Annotated in this window: 17 protein-coding genes, 1 tRNA gene, 1 pseudogene and 1 riboswitch; of the genes and pseudogenes, 8 read left to right on the forward strand and 11 right to left on the reverse strand. The window is 57.9% G+C overall.

Annotated features, from left to right (window positions below; all coding sequences use genetic code 11):
* Window positions 1-16: 16 nt before the first annotated feature.
* The gene (locus N8E88_RS14165; RefSeq protein WP_262294224.1) at window positions 17-1,054 is read right to left on the reverse strand and encodes a LacI family DNA-binding transcriptional regulator; all 1,038 of its coding nucleotides are present in this window, start codon (window positions 1,052-1,054) and stop codon (window positions 17-19) included.
* Window positions 1,055-1,219: 165 nt separating this feature from the next.
* Here N8E88_RS14165 and N8E88_RS14170 point away from each other — a divergent pair, with 165 nt between their 5' ends.
* From N8E88_RS14170 to N8E88_RS14195, 6 genes are all read left to right on the forward strand, one after another.
* The gene (locus tag N8E88_RS14170) at window positions 1,220-2,242 is read left to right on the forward strand and encodes a Gfo/Idh/MocA family protein (protein WP_262294225.1); all 1,023 of its coding nucleotides are present in this window, start codon (window positions 1,220-1,222) and stop codon (window positions 2,240-2,242) included.
* 11 nt (window positions 2,243-2,253) lie between these two features.
* Window positions 2,254-3,150 (forward strand): sugar phosphate isomerase/epimerase family protein, encoded by an 897-nt coding sequence (locus N8E88_RS14175; RefSeq protein WP_262294226.1) that lies wholly within the window; start codon window positions 2,254-2,256, stop codon window positions 3,148-3,150.
* Between the two features lie 67 nt (window positions 3,151-3,217).
* Window positions 3,218-4,426 carry an ABC transporter substrate-binding protein gene (locus tag N8E88_RS14180; RefSeq protein ID WP_262294227.1) on the forward strand — a complete coding sequence of 403 codons (1,209 nt, stop codon included), beginning with the start codon at window positions 3,218-3,220 and terminating at the stop codon, window positions 4,424-4,426.
* A 72-nt stretch (window positions 4,427-4,498) separates the two neighbouring features.
* A complete protein-coding gene (locus tag N8E88_RS14185) occupies window positions 4,499-5,401 on the forward strand; it encodes a carbohydrate ABC transporter permease (RefSeq protein WP_262294228.1) in 903 nt (300 codons plus the stop codon).
* Window positions 5,402-5,449: 48 nt separating this feature from the next.
* Window positions 5,450-6,226: a carbohydrate ABC transporter permease gene (locus N8E88_RS14190; RefSeq protein WP_262295723.1), complete on the forward strand. Its 777-nt coding sequence runs from the start codon at window positions 5,450-5,452 to the stop codon at window positions 6,224-6,226.
* A gap of 5 nt (window positions 6,227-6,231) precedes the next feature.
* On the forward strand, window positions 6,232-7,302 hold the full coding sequence (locus N8E88_RS14195) for an ABC transporter ATP-binding protein (RefSeq protein WP_315975287.1): 1,071 nt from the start codon (window positions 6,232-6,234) through the stop codon (window positions 7,300-7,302).
* A gap of 407 nt (window positions 7,303-7,709) precedes the next feature.
* Here the strand turns inward: N8E88_RS14195 and N8E88_RS14200 are convergent, their stop codons facing one another.
* From N8E88_RS14200 to N8E88_RS14230, 7 genes are all read right to left on the reverse strand, one after another.
* Window positions 7,710-8,054, reverse strand: a complete 345-nt coding sequence (locus N8E88_RS14200) for a cupin domain-containing protein (protein WP_262294229.1) — start codon at window positions 8,052-8,054, stop codon at window positions 7,710-7,712.
* Between the two features lie 2 nt (window positions 8,055-8,056).
* Window positions 8,057-8,818 (reverse strand): 2-dehydro-3-deoxy-D-gluconate 5-dehydrogenase KduD, encoded by a 762-nt coding sequence (gene kduD / locus N8E88_RS14205; protein WP_262294230.1) that lies wholly within the window; start codon window positions 8,816-8,818, stop codon window positions 8,057-8,059.
* Entirely contained in the window at window positions 8,815-9,648 is an 834-nt protein-coding gene (kduI, locus tag N8E88_RS14210; RefSeq protein WP_262294231.1) for a 5-dehydro-4-deoxy-D-glucuronate isomerase, read from the reverse strand. Before kduI ends, kduD begins: the two co-directional genes overlap by 4 nt.
* Window positions 9,645-10,448: a FadR/GntR family transcriptional regulator gene (locus N8E88_RS14215; protein ID WP_262294232.1), complete on the reverse strand. Its 804-nt coding sequence runs from the start codon at window positions 10,446-10,448 to the stop codon at window positions 9,645-9,647. The genes kduI and N8E88_RS14215 overlap by 4 nt, the downstream gene beginning before the upstream one ends.
* Before the next feature lie 9 nt (window positions 10,449-10,457).
* On the reverse strand, window positions 10,458-11,738 hold the full coding sequence (locus N8E88_RS14220; protein WP_262294233.1) for a TRAP transporter large permease: 1,281 nt from the start codon (window positions 11,736-11,738) through the stop codon (window positions 10,458-10,460).
* Between the two features lie 4 nt (window positions 11,739-11,742).
* A complete protein-coding gene (locus tag N8E88_RS14225; protein WP_262294234.1) occupies window positions 11,743-12,357 on the reverse strand; it encodes a TRAP transporter small permease in 615 nt (204 codons plus the stop codon).
* A gap of 124 nt (window positions 12,358-12,481) precedes the next feature.
* Entirely contained in the window at window positions 12,482-13,459 is a 978-nt protein-coding gene (locus N8E88_RS14230; RefSeq protein ID WP_410010648.1) for a TRAP transporter substrate-binding protein, read from the reverse strand.
* Window positions 13,460-14,052: 593 nt separating this feature from the next.
* Between N8E88_RS14230 and ftsZ the strand changes: the two are divergent.
* A pseudogene (gene ftsZ / locus N8E88_RS14235) lies at window positions 14,053-15,024 on the forward strand (cell division protein FtsZ); the annotation flags it as partial.
* Window positions 15,025-15,434: 410 nt separating this feature from the next.
* Here the strand turns inward: ftsZ and N8E88_RS14240 are convergent.
* Together N8E88_RS14240 and N8E88_RS14245 are read right to left on the reverse strand one after the other, a co-directional pair.
* Window positions 15,435-15,508 (reverse strand) — tRNA-Gly (locus N8E88_RS14240).
* A gap of 53 nt (window positions 15,509-15,561) precedes the next feature.
* A complete protein-coding gene (locus N8E88_RS14245; protein WP_262294236.1) occupies window positions 15,562-16,653 on the reverse strand; it encodes a 2'-deoxycytidine 5'-triphosphate deaminase in 1,092 nt (363 codons plus the stop codon).
* 82 nt (window positions 16,654-16,735) lie between these two features.
* Window positions 16,736-16,815: riboswitch (SAM riboswitch) on the forward strand.
* A 62-nt stretch (window positions 16,816-16,877) separates the two neighbouring features.
* Between N8E88_RS14245 and N8E88_RS14250 the strand changes: the two genes are divergently transcribed.
* On the forward strand, window positions 16,878-18,071 hold the full coding sequence (locus tag N8E88_RS14250) for an O-succinylhomoserine sulfhydrylase (protein ID WP_262294237.1): 1,194 nt from the start codon (window positions 16,878-16,880) through the stop codon (window positions 18,069-18,071).
* Between the two features lie 4 nt (window positions 18,072-18,075).
* Here N8E88_RS14250 and N8E88_RS14255 read toward each other — a convergent pair whose 3' ends face one another.
* Complete coding sequence (locus N8E88_RS14255; protein ID WP_262294238.1) at window positions 18,076-18,411, reverse strand: MmcQ/YjbR family DNA-binding protein; 336 nt, start codon at window positions 18,409-18,411, stop codon at window positions 18,076-18,078.
* Between the last annotated feature and the right edge of the window lie 48 nt (window positions 18,412-18,459).

Genomic DNA, 18,459 nt, shown 5'->3' on the forward strand with positions numbered 1-18,459 from the left:
GCTCTCCCCCTGTAAATCAATTAGGTTCCATGCAAAGACGATCGCTTTCGCCGGGCACCAATTCCATCGGCCAGACCAACTCAATCCTGTCCTGTGGATAGCTGCTCATGAAAGCCGGCATGGTTGAAAGCAATGCTTCAGCGAGCTTAATGCCAAGATCGCGGAGCGAAATCCGGAAACATGTGAGAGTGGGCGACAGGAAGCGGCTTTGCGTGCTTTCGCGAAAACCAATAACGGCAACATCGCGACCTGGATGGATACCCGCTTCGTAGAAGCGCCGGTAAAGACCGATCGCCATGTTCTCATTCACCAGAATGACCGCGGTCGGCGTCTGCTTCTGCGCCAGCATCGCGCTAGCAACCTGGTAACCGCCCTCTTCGTTGCCGTTTGCCGGAAAGACGAGATCGGGATCGAAGCCAATGCCATGGTCGCTCAAGGCGCGTTTGTAACCTTCCACAAAAATGTAGCTAAGATTGATGTCATTGGCCGGCATGCCGATTGCAATTCGCCGATGACCGAAATTGAGAAGGCGGGTTACCGCGGTTGCGGCCACGCCCTCGAAATCAAGGTCGATCCAGGGATATTGCCCACCGGTATTGCTTCGCCCGAGCGTCACAAAGGGAATTTTCCGTTCGAGCAGGAGTGTTATTCGCGGGTCATTGCGCATTGTCGCGGAAATGATCAATCCGTCGACGAATCGCCGTCCGACTATGCGGTTGAGATAAGCACCGGGGTCTTCATCGGTTCCGCACAACAGAGCCACGAGATCGAGTTGATGCCGCCTGAATACGGACTGCACTCCTTCGAACACCGGCATGAAGAAGCTGCCGCCATTGTCGGCCGTTTCAATAGATGATTCGATCATGAAACCGATTGTGTTGGTGGTACCCTGTCTGAGGCTGCGGCCCGACTGGTTCGGGACATAGCCGAGCTCTTTCGCCGCGAGAAGCACACGTTCGCGGGTCTCGGCATTGACATCGGACTTGCCATTCAGCGCCCGCGAAACCGTCCCAATGGAAATATTTAGGTGGCGGGCAAGGTCCCGTATACTCACACTTTTTTCCTCCCCGAGCCGCTCGTTTGAGGGCCGCCTCTCATAAAACACCTAAATGAGGGATTGACAAACTTTAGTCTTCAAGTTGAAATCGTAAACGTTTACGGACGCCATTTGCAATCGTTTTTGCAGGTTTTTGATGGTTTCCGTTGGGAGGAGTGGAATATGCAACGTGCCGTTTTAGTCGGCTGCGGAGCCATGAGCAAAGCATGGTTCGAGGCCGCCCGCACCATCACCGATGTGGAGATCGTCGGCATAGTCGATCTCGATATCGGGCGAGCTGAGAACCGCGCCAGGGAATTCGGTTGGGAGAGCGCGACCGTCGGCAGCAATCTCACTGAAGTTCTTGCCCAGACTTCTCCCGACATCCTTTTCGACATCGTCATACCAGCCGCCAGGCATGCAACAGTTGCCGCTGCTCTGGAGGCGGGCTGCCATGTTCTTTCCGAGAAGCCAATGGCAGAAACGCTGGAGGAAGCGCGCGATCTCGTCCAGCGTACAAGGAAGGCGGGCCGAATTCATGCCGTCGTTCAAAACCGCCGGTATCTGGCACAAATACGCCGCATCCGCAGGCTCATTCAATCGGGCGCCATCGGCGACGTGACGAGCCTCCATTGCGACTTTTTCCTTGCGCCGCATTTTGGCGGTTTCCGCGAAGAGATGCGCCACGTTCTGTTTCTCGACATGGCGATCCACACATTCGACGCCGCCCGTTATCTTGCTGGCGACGCCGCCAACGCCGTCTACGCCCACGAGTGGGAGCCTGGCAACTCCTGGTATGGCCAGGGGTCATCGGCAGCCGCCATTTTCGAGTTCACCAATGGCGCGGTTTTTACTTATCGCGGCAGCTGGTGCGCCGACGGTCTGCGCACAAGCTGGGAGAGCGCGTGGCGCATCGTCGGCAGCAGGGGTTCGATTGTCTGGGACGGACACGATGACATACAGGCCGAAGCCGTCACCTCCGGCAGGGAAGGCCTGTTTTCCGAGGTGACCGCCGTCGATATTCCTCCCCTCGACGCGTCTGATCGTATCGGCGGTCACCTCGGTGTCATGCAGGATTTTATTGCGGCCACGCGCGGCGGTCCGTCACCGGAGACCGTCGGCACGGAAAATATCAAAAGCCTCGCCATGGTGTTCGGAGCGATCGACAGCGCCGAATCGGGTCGGCGCGTCGAAATCACGATCTGAAGGAGTTGGAAGTGAGCAACCCGGCAAAAGCCATCCGTATCGGCACCATGATCAAGGGTAATGCGCCAGACCCTGCCGCCTATGTCAAAAGCATCTTGCCGCATGGCTTCGAAAGTGTTGAACCATTCTTCTGGCAGGTGATGAACAAGGATCTTCCAAGACTTGCGGCGGAATTGAAAGAAGCAATCGGCGATGCTGACGTCACCATGTCGACACTTGGCATGTTCGGCAATCCGCTCGAGGACACAGACATCGATCGTGAAACGTTGAAGGGTTGGCAAGCACTAATCGACAACGCGCACCATTTCGGTGCGACGACAATTGCCGGGTTTACGGGACGTGTTCGCGGTAAGCCAATCGAGGAAAGCCTGCCACAATACAGGAAAATCTGGACCGAACTGGCTAAGCGCGCTGCCGACAAAGGCCTGAAACTTGCCTTCGAAAACTGCGCGATGGATGGCAATTGGGCGAGCGGCGACTGGAACATCGCGCACAATCCCGATGCTTGGGAGATGATCTTCAACGAAGTTCCCGCCGATAATATCGGTCTCGAATGGGAACCTTGCCATCAGATGGTCTATCTGATCGACCCGCTGCCGCAAATTCGCAAGTGGGCACCGAAGATTTTCCATGTTCACGGCAAGGACGCGACGATCCGCTGGGAGGTCATCCGTGAACACGGGATCTTCGGCAAGGAGAAATTCGTATTCATGCGCTCGCCAGGTTTCGGCGACACCGACTGGGTGGATGTTATTTCCGAGCTGCGGCTCGCGGGCTGGTCAGGCTCGATCGACATCGAAGGCTGGCACGATCCCGTCTATCGCCATGAACTCGAAATGACCGGCCAAGTGCATTCGCTCAACTATCTCAAGCAGAGCCGCGGCGGCTCATACGTCCCTAACCCCTAAAACTCGACCCGGCCCATCTTGCCGCAAAGAAGCAAGCAGACCGGACCAGCAACAAGAGGAGGAAAGCATGAAACCACTTATGAAATGGATCGCAGCCGCATCGCTGTTTATGTCCGGTGCCGCTCAAGCCGAGCCGGTAACGCTGGATATCTGGACGATCGATCGCCCGGACCAGTACATGTACCTGTTGAAGGACGAGTTCGAGCAGTCTCATCCGGATATCAAGCTGAATGTCAAGACTGTTCAGTTCCGCGACATGGTCAACGATCTGGCGCGTGCCACCGCGACCGGTGAATCCCCTGACGTGACGTATATCGACAATCCTGAGGTCGCACTCTTCGCCTCGCGTGGTCTGCTGCTGGATCTGGGACCTATGCTGGCGGAATCGAAGGTAATCAAAAAGGAGGATATTTTCCCCGGACCGCTTTCCTCGGTCACATGGGACGGCAATATCTACGGCATACCACGGGGAGCTAACACTCTGGCGCTCTACTACAATGCGGACATGTTCAAGGCGAAAGGCCTCGACCCGGACAACCCGCCCAAGACATGGGCCGAACTATACGCCGCCGCCAAGAAGCTCAGCGATCCGGCCAAAAATATCTATGGTCTGGCGTTTTCGGCTGTCGCTACCGAAGAAGGTACCTTCCAGTTTCTGCCCTGGCTGCAGATGGCAGGTGGCGACTACAACAAGGTCGACACTGAAGGCGGCGTCAAGGTTCTCGATTTCTGGGGAAAGCTGCTGGACGAGAAGCTAGCCTCTCCGGACACTTTGATTCGTAGCCAGTTCGATTCGACTGGCACCTTTAATGCGGGCAATGCGGCAATGGCCATCTCCGGACCCTGGGAACTTCCCCGGATGAGCCGCGAAGCAAAGTTTGACTATCGCGCCGCGCTTTTGCCGGTTCCCCAGGAAGGTGCGACGCGCGCCTCGGCGCTCGGCGAAGGCGACAACGTCATCCTCGCCAAAAGCGAGCATCCCCAAGAGGCGTTCATTCTGCTGGAATTCCTCTATGGCAAAATGCCCGATGTCTGGAATCGCTTCGGTTTCGTGCCTGCAGCGAATGTGAAGTCAAACGATCCAAAGGCGCCAGCTATCTATGCCGTCTTTGAGGAAAGCATGAAGTACGCGCGGAATCGCGGTCCGCATCCCGAGTGGCCAAAGATTTCCAAGGCCATCTACACTGCGATCCAGTCGTCGCTGACCCACCAGAGTGACGCGAAGACCGCACTCGCAAACGCACAGAAACAAATCGACGCTGTATTGAACAAATAGATTTTTGCATCGCCCTTCGCGCATGCGAAGGGCGATGATCCCCAGATTTGAGGCGGCAAGCGGGAGGACGCGGTGTACGGCATTATCAGAACCATCCGGGACGGTAGTGGATTCGATATCCTTCTGCTTGGGCTTGCTCTGCTCTATCTCGTCACCTTTTCGGCTTTTCCGATCATCTATAACATCATCATGTCGCTTCAGACCGTCGACATGTTCACGATCACCTCGTTCAGCCGGCCCTTCGTGGGCCTGCAGAACTACTACGCCATCTTCTCACAGCCCATCGCCGGCATGGTTTTCTGGAACACGCTGAAATTCGTCGTGCTGTCGATCGTGTTCCAGCTCTCGATCGGCTTCGGCCTCGCGCTGTTCTTCCAGCAGGACTTTCCAGGCGCCAGCTACCTGCGTGGGTTGTTTTTGGCAGGTTGGATAATGCCGGCGCTCGTCGTCGGCGCGATATGGAAGTGGCTATTCGCTGGAGATTTCGGCGTCATCAACTTCGTCCTGACGTCGCTGGGCATCGCCGATGACCGCATCTTCTGGCTTTCCGACCCAGACGTAGCGCTTTATGCCGTCATTATTGCCAATATCTGGCTCGGCATCCCCTTCAACATGATCCTGCTTTCCGTCGGCCTTGCGAGCATTCCGCGTGATGTCTACGAGGCGGCGGAACTGGACGGCGCAGGTGCGTTCGAGCGCTTTCGGTCGATCACCCTGCCCTTGATGCGCGCACAGCTTGGTGCGGTCATTTCGCTCGGCGTCATTTTCACGCTCCAGCAATTCGACCTGATTGCTGCGCTAACGCAAGGTGGCCCTGCGGACAGTTCCAATGTTGCACAATACTGGTCATGGCAATTGTCGTTCCAGACCTATGAGATATCGCTCGGCAGCGCTGTCTCCGTCCTCATGATTCTCTTCGTCATCGTCGTCGCCGCAGTCTACGTCCGATCCACACGCCACGAACATAGCTACTGAGGAGAAGCACCGGTGAAACGCTACGTCCTTCTCGCCATTGGCCTGATCATGACGGCTATCTATCTGTTTCCGCTCTATTGGATGTACCTGACGGCCCTGAAGGGCAGTAGCGAAATCTTCCAGTACCCGCCGACGTTCTGGCCCACCGATCCACAATGGAATTTCCTGGAAATCTGGAAAAGCCGCGACATGGGCCGGTACATCTGGAATTCATTGCTCATCGCCAGCGGCGTCACAGTTCTTGTGACGATACTGGGGACTGGATGCGCCTATGCCTTGTCTCGTGTTCGCAACATGTGGATGGAGATTGCCCTTTTTGCGATCCTCATGATGCAGGTTCTGCCATCTTCCCTGATGGTGACGCCAATATTCGTGATGTTCAATCAACTCGGGCTTTTGGCCAGCCCGCGCGTCGCGGTGATCCTTGCCCAAACCGCCAAGGTGCTTCCCCTTTACATCGTGCTTTGCCGTGCGACTTTCGTGCAGGTACCGCGTGAGCTGGAAGAGGCGGCGCTGGTGGACGGCTCGTCGCGCATCGGGGCGTTCTTCCAGATCATGCTGCCCTTGGCGCGCAACGGCATTCTGGTCACATCCGTGCTGATTTTCCTGCAATCCTTCGGCGAGTATGTCTATGCGCGTTCGCTGATCGCCAAGAATGAACTGCAGACGGCGACGGTGGGTCTTCAGACCTTCATGGGGCCGAATGCCAATGACTGGAACGGCATCATGACTTACGCGGCCATCTATGTGACGCCCATCCTGATCGTATTCATGCTGTTGCAACGGCGTATCGTCAGCGGTCTTACCGCCGGCGCACTTAAATGAGGTGAATGATGCACCAGATCGAAATCGACCATCTGAACAAGCATTATGGCGGATTCCATGCGCTGAAGGATATCAATATCGCCATTGAACAGGGCTCGTTCGTAGCCTTGGTCGGACCTTCTGGATGCGGCAAATCCACATTGTTGCGCACGCTTGCCGGGCTGGAGAAAACCAGTTCCGGCGATGTCCGGATTGCCGGACAGAGCGTCATTGGCAAACCGCCGCGCGAACGCGATGTCGCCATGGTGTTTCAGTCATACGCGCTTTATCCGCACATGGATGTCGAGCACAACATGAACTATTCGATGCGCCTCAACCGCCGGCCAAAGGAAGAAATCGCGGAGCGCACGCGAACTGCTGCCGAAACTCTCGGCCTCGGCAGCCTTCTGGATCGCCTGCCCAAGGCGCTGTCGGGCGGTCAACGGCAACGTGTTGCCATGGGTCGCGCCATTGTGCGCAATCCGAAAGTATTTCTGTTCGATGAGCCTCTCTCCAATCTCGATGCCGCACTGCGGGTCCACATGCGCAGCGAGATCCGCAAGCTGCATGAGCGCCTGAACGCGACGTCTGTCTACGTAACGCACGATCAGGTCGAGGCGATGACCATGGCCGATCACGTCGTCGTTATGCGTGCCGGCGTTGTCGAGCAGCAAGGCAGTCCGCTTGATCTCTATGACCGGCCGGCGAACAGGTTTGTCGCCGGTTTCATCGGTTCACCGGCAATGAACTTCCTGCCGGCGGCCGCGGCTAGCAACGGCGCTCTTGTGCTCGATAACGATGGTACACAGCAAATTGGTTTGAACCGCGGCGTGGCTCCCGGTCGTCAACTCTGGATTGGCATGCGGCCTGAACATCTTTCCCTTAAGCCGGGCGCCAATGACATGGCCCTTGATGCGACCGTCACCGGCATCGAGTCGACGGGAAGCATGACCTTCGTTGTTCTCGAGGTCGCATCGCAGCCTGTTGTTCTCGCCCACAGCGGCAGGCCCGAAACTCGCAATGGTGACCAAGTCCGCTTGCATATCTCTATGGATAATCTGCATCTTTTCGATCGCGAAACACAGCTGGCAGTATAGTAGTCCAGCAGTTTTATAGATAGGCGCCCATTGTCCGTGATGCCCCAGCTCACGAAGCTACCGCCGTCAACGGCAAGCCCCTAAGCACGTCCTGGTCAGTGGTGGCAGCAGCATCATTACTTGTTCTGAACGCAGCAACCGGCGGCAGCGGGTTCAAATACCACTGGTATGCTGCGACCGTACTTTTTTGTTGCTTTCGTTCGACGAATTCGCAGGCATGAAAAGATTTCTGCCACTTTATCGGTAAGGATGAAGCAGACCGGCCGATTTATCTTGCCTGAGCAGCGCCAGCCGGTATCCTCAGCCTGATTAGTCTCGGCCGGGAGGAGCGACATGCATGTGCGTCTATTCATTCCTGCGTGATCGTTGGAGGCGGTTACCCGGCGCCGGACTTCCTCCCGGCCGGCTCACGGCTTCAGGAAATCAGCGCGATGCGGGGTGAAGCAATCGACGAGGCGGCCTTTTTCCAGCGCCTTTACCCCGTGTTGCAGGCCGGAAGGCACGATGAAGCTGTCGCCGACCCGCAAGGTCTCAGTGCGGCCGTCGATCGTCACTTCGAAGGAACCTTCGGCAACGTAGCTCGACTGCACGTGCGGGTGGGAATGCATCCAGCCCTCGCCGCCTTTTTCGAAGGCGAATTCCACCATCATCAATTCGTCAGTGTAGCAGGCGATGCGGCGCCGGTTGCCATCGGGGGTTGCGTCCCACTCCCCTTCGGATGCACGCACGAAAATGTTTCTTCCCTCTGTCATGATCACCTCGCAAGCCAGCCGCCGTCGACAGGAATGACGGCGCCGTGCATATAGTTGGACGCGCGCGCGAGCAGGAACACCGCGGCGTCACCGATGTCATCGGCCACGCCCCAGCGGCCTGCCGGAATGCGCTCGAGAATGGCCTTGCTCCGGTCCGGGTCGTTGCGCAAGGCCTCCGTATTGTTGGTCTCGATATAGCCCGGCGCGATCGCGTTGACGTTGATGCCCTTTGCCGCCCATTCGTTGGCAAGCAGTCGTGTGATACCGACGACGCCATGCTTCGAAGCTGTATAGGACGGCACGCGGATGCCGCCCTGGAAGGAGAGGAGCGAGGCTATGTTGACTATGCGCCCCGCTCGTTCTGCCGCGATGCAGGCGCGGCCATAAGCTTGCGAAAGGAAGAACAGCGACTTCAGGTTCACCTTCATCACGTCGTCCCAGTCCTCTTCGGTGAAGTCGACGCTGTTGGCGCGGCGAATGATGCCGGCATTGTTAACGAGTCCGTCGAGCGGGGCCGCCGCCATCAGGTCGTTCAGCATGGCGACCGAGGCCGTCGTGTCGGCAAGGTCAACCCTTACCGCGAGGAAGCTCGCGCCTTCACCCTCGACCAGCTTCGCCGTCTGGTCCATCGTCGACCGGCCGATGCCGACCACCGCGCCGCCGGCCCGCGCCACGGCGACGGCCAGCCCCTGCCCGATGCCCGTATTGGCGCCGGTGACGGCGACGCGCTTGCCCGCGAGGCTGAATGCGGAAAGATCTGTCACCGCATGTCCCCCATCGCGACGGGATCCACATCGGTATAGTCGACATTGTCACCGGCCATCGCCCAGATGAAGGCATAGTTGGATGTACCGCAACCCGAATGGATCGACCAGGCGGGCGAAAGCACCGCCTCCTCGTTGGCCATGATGATGTGGCGGGTCTCCGACGGTTCGCCCATGAAGTGGAAGACCCGCGCCGTCTCGGCGAGATCGAAGTAGAGATAGGCCTCCATGCGGCGGTCGTGGACATGGGCAGGCATGGTATTCCAGACCGAGCCCTTGGCGAGTTGCGTCATACCGACCACGAGTTGGCAGGTTTCGATCGAGGTGGTGAACTGATAGATGGAACGCTCGTTGGAGGTCTCCTGACCGCCGAGGTCGAGGCGCTTGGCCATGTCGAGCGTAATGAGCCGCGTCGGGTACTTGCGGTGCGCCGGCGAGCAGAGGAGGTAGAATTTCGCCGGTCTGTCTGCACTGGCCGAGGAAAAGGCCACCTCTTCACCGAGCCCGACATAGAGCATGTCGCGGGTACCGAGCCGGTGTTCCTCGCCGCTCACCAAGACCGTGCCTTCGCCGCCGACATTGACGACGACGAGTTCGCGGCGCTCCAGGAAGGAGGACGTGCCGATTGGCTTGATCGTCTCCAGCGTCAACGGATCGCGCGCGGGAACCGCGCCACCTACAATCATGCGGTCGTAGTGAGTGTAGGTGACGCTGATCCTGCCCGGCTCGAAGAGATTGCCGATGTGGAAGTGGTGTCGCAGCTCATCCGTGCCCATGGAGGCGGCGGACGAGGGATCTATCGCGAAACGGGAGGTATATTCGATACTCATTTCAGCTTTGCCTTCGGTTGGGAAATGTCGGAGCGCGTCGCTGCCAACGTGCCTTGATGGTAGCCTGCCTGTTGGCCGGAAAGGCGTTGACGGTAGCGATCCCGCGCGGCCTGGAGATGTGCGCGCATCGCGGCGCGCGCTGCGTCGGCATTACCGGCCGAAATTGCCTTGAGGACGCGCAGATGCTCGCGCTGCAGGCCGTGCAGATATTCGTACGAGAGGACTTCGACTGAATATAACGGGGAATTGCGGTCGCATGGAATGGTCCGATCCCCGAGTGCATCCAGGATTTCGACATAGAACGGATTGTTGGTCGCAGCGGCAATTTCTCTATGGAAAGCGAAGTCCGCCTTGCCGGTCGGCTCGTCGTTTTTCAGCAGCCGCTCAAACTCGAAGAACGCCTCTTGGATGCGCGCCTCCTGAGAGGGGCTGCGACGCTGGGCGGCTAGGCCGGCGCTCTCGATCTCGATGCCCATGCGCACTTCCAGCACGTTAACGGCCTGGCTGATCCGGTTGCCAACGTCAGCGGTGATGGCGCTGATCCTGCGGGTCGGATGATCGAGCACAAAGACGCCCGCGCCGTGCCGCGCCTCGATCAGGCCTTCGGCGGCAAGCACCGCCACTGCTTCCCGCACCACTGTGCGGCTCACACCGAAGATACCGGTCATGCGTGCCTCGGTCGGAAGCTTCTCGCCGACCTGGAAATCCCCGCCGAGAATCTGGCCGCGCAGCGTCTGCACAACCGTCTCGAAGAGCTTCGGCCTCCGCTCGACCCTTACATCCGTCAAATTTCCCGTCATGTCCATTCCCTACTTGAAGACGCCCGGTAGCCAAAGCGACAGGGCCGGTATATACGTGACCAGCATGAGCACGACGATGCCCGCGCCATAGAATGGCCAGATCGAACGCATGGCCTCCCACACCGATATCTTGCCAACGGCGCACGCAACGAACTGGACCCCTCCGACGGGCGGTGTATTGAGGCCCAAGCCGTAGTTCAGGATCATGATCACGCCGAAATGGATCGGGTCCACGCCATAGGCACTGGCGACAGGCAGAAAGATCGGCGTGGTGATAATGATGGTCGGCCCCATGTCCATGAACGTGCCGAGGACCAGCATAACCACATTTAGGAGCAGCAGGATCATGATCGGATTTTCGGAGAGCGTCTGCATCCAGGCAACGAGTGTCGCCGGAACCCGGAGGAACGCCATCAGCCAGGAGAAGGCCGCCGCGCAGCCGATGATGAGGAGCACCATGGCCGTGGTGCGCACGGCCCCCATGGTGGCGTGGACGAAGTCGTGCCATGTCAGTTGGCGGTAAACGAAGACCGTGATCGCGAGCGCGTAGATGACCGCGATGCAGGAGCTTTCGGTTGCCGTGAAGATGCCCGAGCGCACACCGCCGAAGATGATGGCGATCAAGAGCAGGCCCGGAACGGCGACGGCCAGCAAATGCAGGGCCACCATCACGCCGGGAAAGGGCTCGGTCGGGTAACCGCGGCTGCGGGCAACGATATAGGCGGTGACCATGAGAACTGCGGCGAACAGTAATCCCGGAATGATGCCGGCGGTGAAGAGATCAGCGATGGAGATCTTGCCGCCGGCCGATATCGAATAGATGATCATGTTGTGCGAGGGCGGCAGGAGCAGCGCGATCAGCGCCGCCATCGAGGTAACGTTGACCGCATAGTCGGCGCCGTAGCCGCGCGCCTTCATCTGCGGGATCATCAGACCGCCGACAGCGGCCGCTTCTGCGACCGCCGAACCGGAAATGCCGCCGAACAGCGTGGAAGTCAGGATATTGACTTGGCCGAGCCCGCCGCGCAGGTGACCGACGATCGCCGCCGCGAAGGCAACGATACGCCCTGCAATGCCGCCGCGCACCATCAGATCACCAGAATAGATGAAGAAGGGGATGGCGAGCATGGAGAAGACGCTCATCCCGGAATTCATGCGCTGGAAGACGACGAGTGGCGGCAGGCCCATGTAGAGGACCGTCGCGAAGCTCGACACGCCGAGGCAGAATGCGATGGGCGTGCCGATCAGCATCAGCAGCGTGAAGGTGCCAAACAATATCCAGAGTTCCATCGCGTCAGTCCTTCTTGCCGTGGCTGCGGGCATCCGCGCGGACAAGGTTGGCGGCATCCCGTCGAATGTCGGTGATATTCTCAAGCTCGACTGCGATCTCGGTCGGCGCCATTTCATCGAGCGCCTCGTCTATGGGCGCGCCGAGCGCTCTAATGGCAATGCGCTCGATCGAGAACAGCGCGATCAGGAAACCGCCGCCGATGAGCGGCACATAGTCCCACGCACCTGATATGCCGAGGGCCGGCAGCGTCGTGGCGAAAGTCAGCCCGACCAGGTTGCCGCCGTACCACATCATGCCCAGCCCAAAGGAGAAGATGACGATGTCGGAGATCATACGCAGCCACTTCTTGCCGGTTGGCGGCAGGAGATAGAGCAGCACGTCGAAACCCATATGGTTGTTCTCCCGCACGCCGACGGCGGCGCCGAGGAAGATGAACCAGCTCATCAGGATAACGGCACCGGGTTCGGTCCAACTCGGGGAGTCGTTGAGAACGTAGCGGCAGAAGACCTGCCAGGCGACGATGGTCGTCATGGCGACGAGCCCGGCGCCGGCGGTGTAAAGGACCGCCGTGCTGAGCCTCGACAGCAGGGGCAGGCCCGATCTGAGTTCCGTGGACATAGGATTTGGCGTCTCCTGGGCCTCCCGACTTCGCGGAAGTTCGGACCGGGGGTCCGCTAACGTTGCGAAGGACGGAGCCACCCCTGGTACCGGCGGACCGGACGCGGGGCGGCGATGTTTGCACTTACTGAACTGCCCGCACGTCATCGACTAGTTTCTTGAGTACTTCGTCGGGGATGTGCTTGTCGTAGACGGGCTTCATCGCGTCGATGAAGTCCTGTTTGTCCACCTCGTTGATTTCGGCACCGACCTTTTCCGCGGTCGCACGTGATTCTGCGGTCTTGGCGGTCCACAATTCGCGCTGCTTTGCAACGCTGTCCTTGGCCGCCTGCCGGAAGATTTCCTGATCCTCGGGCGTTAGCTTGTCGAAGGCTGCCTTATTCATCACGAACACTTCGGGAAGGATCGTATGCTCGTCCATCGAGTAATACTTGGCAACTTCATAGTGCTTGGCGGTGTCGTAGCTCGGAAAATTGTTCTCCGCGCCGTCGATGACTGTCGTCTCGATCGAGGAATAGACTTCGCCGTAGGGCATCGGTGTGGCGTTCGCGCCGAGCGCGGTCGCCATGTCGACGAAGATGTCGGACTGGATCACGCGAAACTTAAGTCCCTTCATGTCCTCGACCTTCTTGATCGGCCTCTTCGAATTATAGAAGGAGCGCGCGCCGGCATCATAGAAGGCGAGCGCCACGAGGCCGACCGGCTCGAAGGCCGCCTTGATCTGGTCGCCGATCGGACCGTCCATGACCTTGTGCATATGGTCTTCCGAGCGAAAGATATAGGGCAGCGCCGGCACGATGGTTTCTTTCACCGTGCCGTTAAATGGCGCCATGGAGACGCGGTTCAGCTCGATGACGCCGGAACGGACCTGCTCAATCGTGTCCTTTTCTTCTCCAAGCTGGGCCGAGTGGTAGACCTCGACGGAATAGCGTCCGCCCGTACGTTCCTTGACGAGTTCGCCGAAGTATTTGACGCCCTCGACTGTTGGATAGCCATCCGGATGCGTATCGGACGACTTCAAAACCGTTTGCGCCGACGCTGTACCCAGCATGAGCATCGAGGCGAGCGCGGCGCCCGTCCAGAGTTTGGTGAAATGCAACATTTTTCTCCTCCCAGTTGGCGGGCGGTGCGCCCGCTGTTGCGGTTACGAATTCACAATTTGTATGACCTCGTTGCGAGGTCGCAGGTCAGCGCATGAGCGAGTCCATGGGCCTCGCCCTCCCGCAATTGGCGTTCGGCGATGAAACACCCAGAAACGCCACGTGCTTCGGGACTGTCGAGCATGAAGAGGATTGTCGAGACGCGGATCGGTATGCCTGTGCGGGCTGATGGTCGGAATATCCTTCACGACTCGTGCCCCGCGGCACTTGACGCGGGGTCGACGGACAGCAGCAAATCCGGGGCAACAAGGATCATTTGTCAGCCGCTCCTCCTTCGGCTGGGACAAATGGGTAGGGCTATTCAGAGATCATGTCAACATACAAAAAAACATCAGTTGTATGATGTCTTTTGCCCTGCAAAGTTCCGAGGCAATCGTCGGCGTCAGAGTGAGGCAAAGGTTGCGTCGACGACGCTTGTCTGATTCATATCTCTTGCTCGGGATGAGCTGATTTGATCTCGTTTTCGGTATTCCATCCGGCAAACCCATCCCGTGCCAACTATGCCAGTTCGCTGCAGGCAAGGAAGGACAAAGTGATGTCGAGCAACCCCAAGCATCCGGAAATCACCGAGATGAAGCCGAATATTACTGTAATTGGTGTCGGCGGTGGCGGCGGCAATGCCGTCAATAACATGATCCGCGAGGGACTTCAGGGAACGGAATTCGTGGTCGCGAACACCGATGCCCAGGCACTGACTATGTCGAAGGCTGGCCGCTTGATACAGCTCGGTGTGAATGTAACGCAGGGCCTTGGAGCCGGGTCGCAAGCAGAAATCGGAAGAGCCGCGGCTGAGGAAAGCATCGACGAGATCATGGACCACCTCAACGGTACCCATATGTGTTTCGTAACCGCCGGTATGGGGGGTGGAACCGGGACAGGAGCTGCTCCCGTGATCGCACGGGCAGCACGCGACGCCGGCATATTGACGGTGGCTGTCGTGACGAAGCCATTCAACTTCGAAGGGACGCGCCGCATGAAGTTCGCAGAAGACGGGCTCAACCTGCTGCGGGACAGTGCTGATACGCTTATCGTAATACCAAACCAGAATCTTTTCCGTGTTGCTGATGCGTCGACCACGTTCGCTGACGCTTTCGCGACTGCGGACCGCGTCCTTTATTCCGGTGTTGCCTGCATAACAGATCTTATGATCCGCGAAGGACTAATCAATCTGGACTTTGCCGATGTTCGGGCGGTGATGCGCGACATGGGCCGCGCCATGATGGGTACCGGGCAGAGTTCAGGTAATGGCAGAGCGATAGCAGCGGCTGAAGCGGCCATTGCAAATCCACTACTCGATGTCGCTTCGATGAAAGGAGCCAAGGGGGTCCTGGTTTCCATTTCTGGCGGCAGGGATATGACCTTGTTCGAAGTTGACGAGGCGGCCACGCGGATCCGCGAGGAAGTGGACGACGAAGCCAACATCATTCTGGGAGCCACGTTCGACAATGCTCTCGAAGGAACGTTCCGGGTTTCAGTTGTTGCTACTGGCATCGACCATGTTGATGGCGCAGACACAGTAGGCGCGTCGGGCAGCGGCAATGGGAACGTTTCGTTCTTGCCACGGCGCGCGCTCTAGCACTGCTAGTGACCGCGTCCAGCCGGTTTCCAGACCAGATTTGTAGTACTCGAATATTCGACGCTGTCACGCTGATTATGCATCTACGTATTCGTATGCGGCGCCGAACTCAATGGTCGGCTCTTGCTGGTGGATCGACATATGAGCAACCTGTCCAGCACGCCCGCGAACAAGCTTCGTGCCGCCTCGGACAAAACGCACCGCCCTTGCACTCCGCCGGCATCGCATGAATGAAGGAAGATCGAGTTCGGGAAAATATTGGCTAAGCCCCTATCCAGCAACGCAACCGCGAAGGATCGGCGACGGCGGCTCCACAAGAAATCAGTAAATTCATTAAAGAATGGAGCGGGTGAAGGGAATCGAACCCTCGTATGCAGCTTGGGAAGCTGCCGTTCTACCATTGAACTACACCCGCATCTGCTTATCAATGTTCGTTGAAGCCCGTTCTTGTCAAGCGTTCGTCCCGCATCATTTAAAGTGCTTTGACAATTTCAGGCCCTGTGCCTGGTAGTTGGAACCGAGATCGGTTCCGTAAAGCGCGCGCGGGCGCTCCAGCATATGCTCATAAATCAGGCGTCCGACGATCTGACCATGTTCGAGAATGAACGGTACCTCATGGCTGCGTACCTCAAGTACCGCGCGACTGCCGGTTCCACCAGCGGCAGTATGGCCAAAACCTGGGTCGAAGAAACCGGCATAGTGGACGCGGAATTCTCCAACCAGCGGATCGAACGGTGTCATTTCTGCGGCATAGAGCGGAGGCACATGTACGGCCTCGCGCGAAACCAGAATATAGAACTCGTCGGGATCGAGCACCAGTTCGCGCGCCCCACGGTCATGGATCGGTTCCCAGAAATCAAAAAGGTCATGCACACCCCGTTTATCCACATCAACGACACCGGTATGATGTTTGCCGCGATAGCCGACAAGACCGTTTGCATCGCCAGTCAGATCGATCGACAGTGCAATACCCCCGCCGGAAATGTTGGGCGTTTCGGACGCGACCAAGATTTCCGCCGCATGCAATGCCCTAAGTTCCACCTCTTCCAACTGCGCGCGCCCGGTGCGAAAGCGGATTTGCGACAGGCGCGATCCGGTACGCGCCACGATCGGAAAGGTGCGCGGACTGACCTCAAGATAAAGCGGGCCGTTATAGCCTGCAGGCACTTTGTCAAACTCCTGCGCACCGTCGACGATGACGCGCGTGAAAATGTCCAGCCGACCGGTGGAGCTTTTCGGGTTGGCCGAAGCAGAGACCTCAGGCGGGAGATTCAGGCTTTCCAGCAAGGGAACGATGTAGACACAGCCTGTTTCAAGCACCGCGCCTTCGGTCAGATCGATTTCATGCAGCTTGAGACGCTCGAGCTTATCGATAACGGCGGTTCCAGGCCCCGGCATGAAACTGGCACGAACGCGATAAGCTTTCGTACCAAGCCGCAGGTCAAGGCTGGCTGGCTGGATCTGGTCACCGTCGAAATCCCGCTCTGTCCTGAGCGCGCCGGCCTGATGCAGAGCCCTGATGCCGCTATCCGCCAGAATGCCCGCTTGATGTCTACCCATGTCGATCGCCAAACCTCGCAAAAACGTACAAAAGCTTTAGCGTCTCCCCCGGTTGACGCAAGCGTTAGAGAGGATTAAAGCAGTTTTATCCCGTGGTGATTTGGCCGGCCGGCTTGCAGCCACGTTAAATAATTTGCTAAAAGAGGCCCGGTTTCGTCCGGCCTTTTTGCGATTCACGCAAGGCCGGTTTTTTATTGGCCAGATTCTGGCAGATTGAGAAGACGATGACCGCGAACATCACCCGCAAGCTACGCCCCGCAACCCAACTCGTCCATGCCGGAACGCTGCGTTCGGGCTTTGGTGAAACGTCCGAGGCATTGTTCCTGACGCAAGGATTTGTCTATCCCAGCGCCGAAGCCGCTGAAGCCCGCTTCAAAGGTGAGGAGCCGGGCTTCATCTATTCCCGCTATGCTAATCCGACAACGGACATGTTCGAAAAGCGCATGTGCGCACTGGAAGGTGCCGAAGATGCGCGCGCTACGGCGTCAGGCATGGCTGCTGTAGCGGCAGCCATTATCTGCCAGGTCAAGGCTGGCGATCACGTTCTGGCTGCAAGGGCGATGTTTGGTTCCTGTCGCTACATCATAGAAACGCTTCTGCCGCGCTATGGTGTTGACTTTACGTTGATAGATGGCTCGAAAATCGAGAACTGGCAAAACGCCATCCGCCCAAACACCAAGGTGCTATTCCTTGAAAGCCCGACCAATCCGACGCTGGAAGTCATCGATATCGCGGCTGTGGCACAGGTGGCCAATTCCGTCGGTGCCAAGCTCATCGTCGACAACGTCTTCGCGACGCCGCTCTTCCAGAAGCCGCTGGAACTCGGTGCCCATATCGTTGTCTATTCCACAACTAAACATATAGATGGACAAGGTCGTTGTCTTGGCGGCGTGATCCTTTCCGACAAGCAGTGGGTAGACGAAAATCTGCACGAATATTTCCGCCATACCGGTCCTGGTCTCAGCCCGTTCAACTCGTGGGTCATGCTGAAGGGTCTCGAAACATTGACCGTGCGTGTGCGCCAGCAGACGGAGAGCGCAGCAAAAATCGCCGATTTTCTTGCCGATCATCCGGCGATCTCCAAAGTAATTTATCCGGGACGTGCCGATCATCCGCAGGCTGATATCATCGCCAAGCAGATGTCGGGCGGTTCCACCCTGATCGCCTTCGAAGTCAAGGGAGCCAAGAAGGCGACTTTCAATGTCGAGAATGCCTTGGAAATCATCCAGATTTCCAACAATCTCGGCGATTCAAAGAGCCTGATCACCCATCCGACCACCACTACTCACAAGAATCTCACTGATGAGGCTCGCGCTGAGCTCGGTATTTCCGATGGTCTGTTGCGGCTGTCAGTCGGGCTTGAAGATGCGGACGATCTGATCGAGGATCTCGATATCGCGCTGAAAGAGGCGCTGTAGAAGATTAGAGGACGTGCCGCGCGGAGACTGATTTCGGCGCGGCTCTCTTCCAGGCGATCGCCATAGCGTGGCGTACTGCTTCGGGATCGGCCCTGTCCAGAACGACATAAGTCGAACCTTTCTCGCCCCATCTTCCCGGCACAGGCTCAAACATATCTTTCGACGTCTCACGTAAGAGGGATTGATCTTCGCGGGTGAGCAACAATACACCGCGCAGTTTCTCTGGGCGCAACGTGGCGAAGATTTTTCCATTCACCCTAAAATCGGTCGTGTTGAAATGACTTGCCTGAGTAGTTTCAGGAAATGAAAGGGCCAATTCTACGAATTCTTCGAGACTCATCAATAGAAGTGCTTAGCTCCACCGAACGGCTTCATCTCTATATTAGCG

It is taken from the genome of Phyllobacterium zundukense (assembly GCF_025452195.1).
GTDB classification, from domain to species: domain Bacteria; phylum Pseudomonadota; class Alphaproteobacteria; order Rhizobiales; family Rhizobiaceae; genus Phyllobacterium; species Phyllobacterium zundukense_A.

Excerpts from the sequence above, each read along its gene's own strand:
- N8E88_RS14215 (WP_262294232.1), bottom strand. The coding sequence starts at position 10,448 with ATGACGGGAAATTTGACGGATGTAAGGGTCGAGCGGAGGCCGAAGCTC.
- N8E88_RS14225 (WP_262294234.1), bottom strand. The coding sequence starts at position 12,357 with ATGTCCACGGAACTCAGATCGGGCCTGCCCCTGCTGTCGAGGCTCAGC.
- N8E88_RS14245 (WP_262294236.1), bottom strand. The coding sequence starts at position 16,653 with ATGGGTAGACATCAAGCGGGCATTCTGGCGGATAGCGGCATCAGGGCT.
- kduI (WP_262294231.1), bottom strand. The coding sequence starts at position 9,648 with ATGAGTATCGAATATACCTCCCGTTTCGCGATAGATCCCTCGTCCGCC.
- N8E88_RS14190 (WP_262295723.1), top strand. The coding sequence starts at position 5,450 with ATGACGGCTATCTATCTGTTTCCGCTCTATTGGATGTACCTGACGGCC.
- N8E88_RS14230 (WP_410010648.1), bottom strand. The coding sequence starts at position 13,459 with ATGTTGCATTTCACCAAACTCTGGACGGGCGCCGCGCTCGCCTCGATG.
- N8E88_RS14170 (WP_262294225.1), top strand. The coding sequence starts at position 1,220 with ATGCAACGTGCCGTTTTAGTCGGCTGCGGAGCCATGAGCAAAGCATGG.
- N8E88_RS14255 (WP_262294238.1), bottom strand. The coding sequence starts at position 18,411 with ATGAGTCTCGAAGAATTCGTAGAATTGGCCCTTTCATTTCCTGAAACT.
- N8E88_RS14200 (WP_262294229.1), bottom strand. The coding sequence starts at position 8,054 with ATGACAGAGGGAAGAAACATTTTCGTGCGTGCATCCGAAGGGGAGTGG.
- N8E88_RS14180 (WP_262294227.1), top strand. The coding sequence starts at position 3,218 with ATGAAACCACTTATGAAATGGATCGCAGCCGCATCGCTGTTTATGTCC.
- N8E88_RS14220 (WP_262294233.1), bottom strand. The coding sequence starts at position 11,738 with ATGGAACTCTGGATATTGTTTGGCACCTTCACGCTGCTGATGCTGATC.
- N8E88_RS14250 (WP_262294237.1), top strand. The coding sequence starts at position 16,878 with ATGACCGCGAACATCACCCGCAAGCTACGCCCCGCAACCCAACTCGTC.
- N8E88_RS14195 (WP_315975287.1), top strand. The coding sequence starts at position 6,232 with ATGATGCACCAGATCGAAATCGACCATCTGAACAAGCATTATGGCGGA.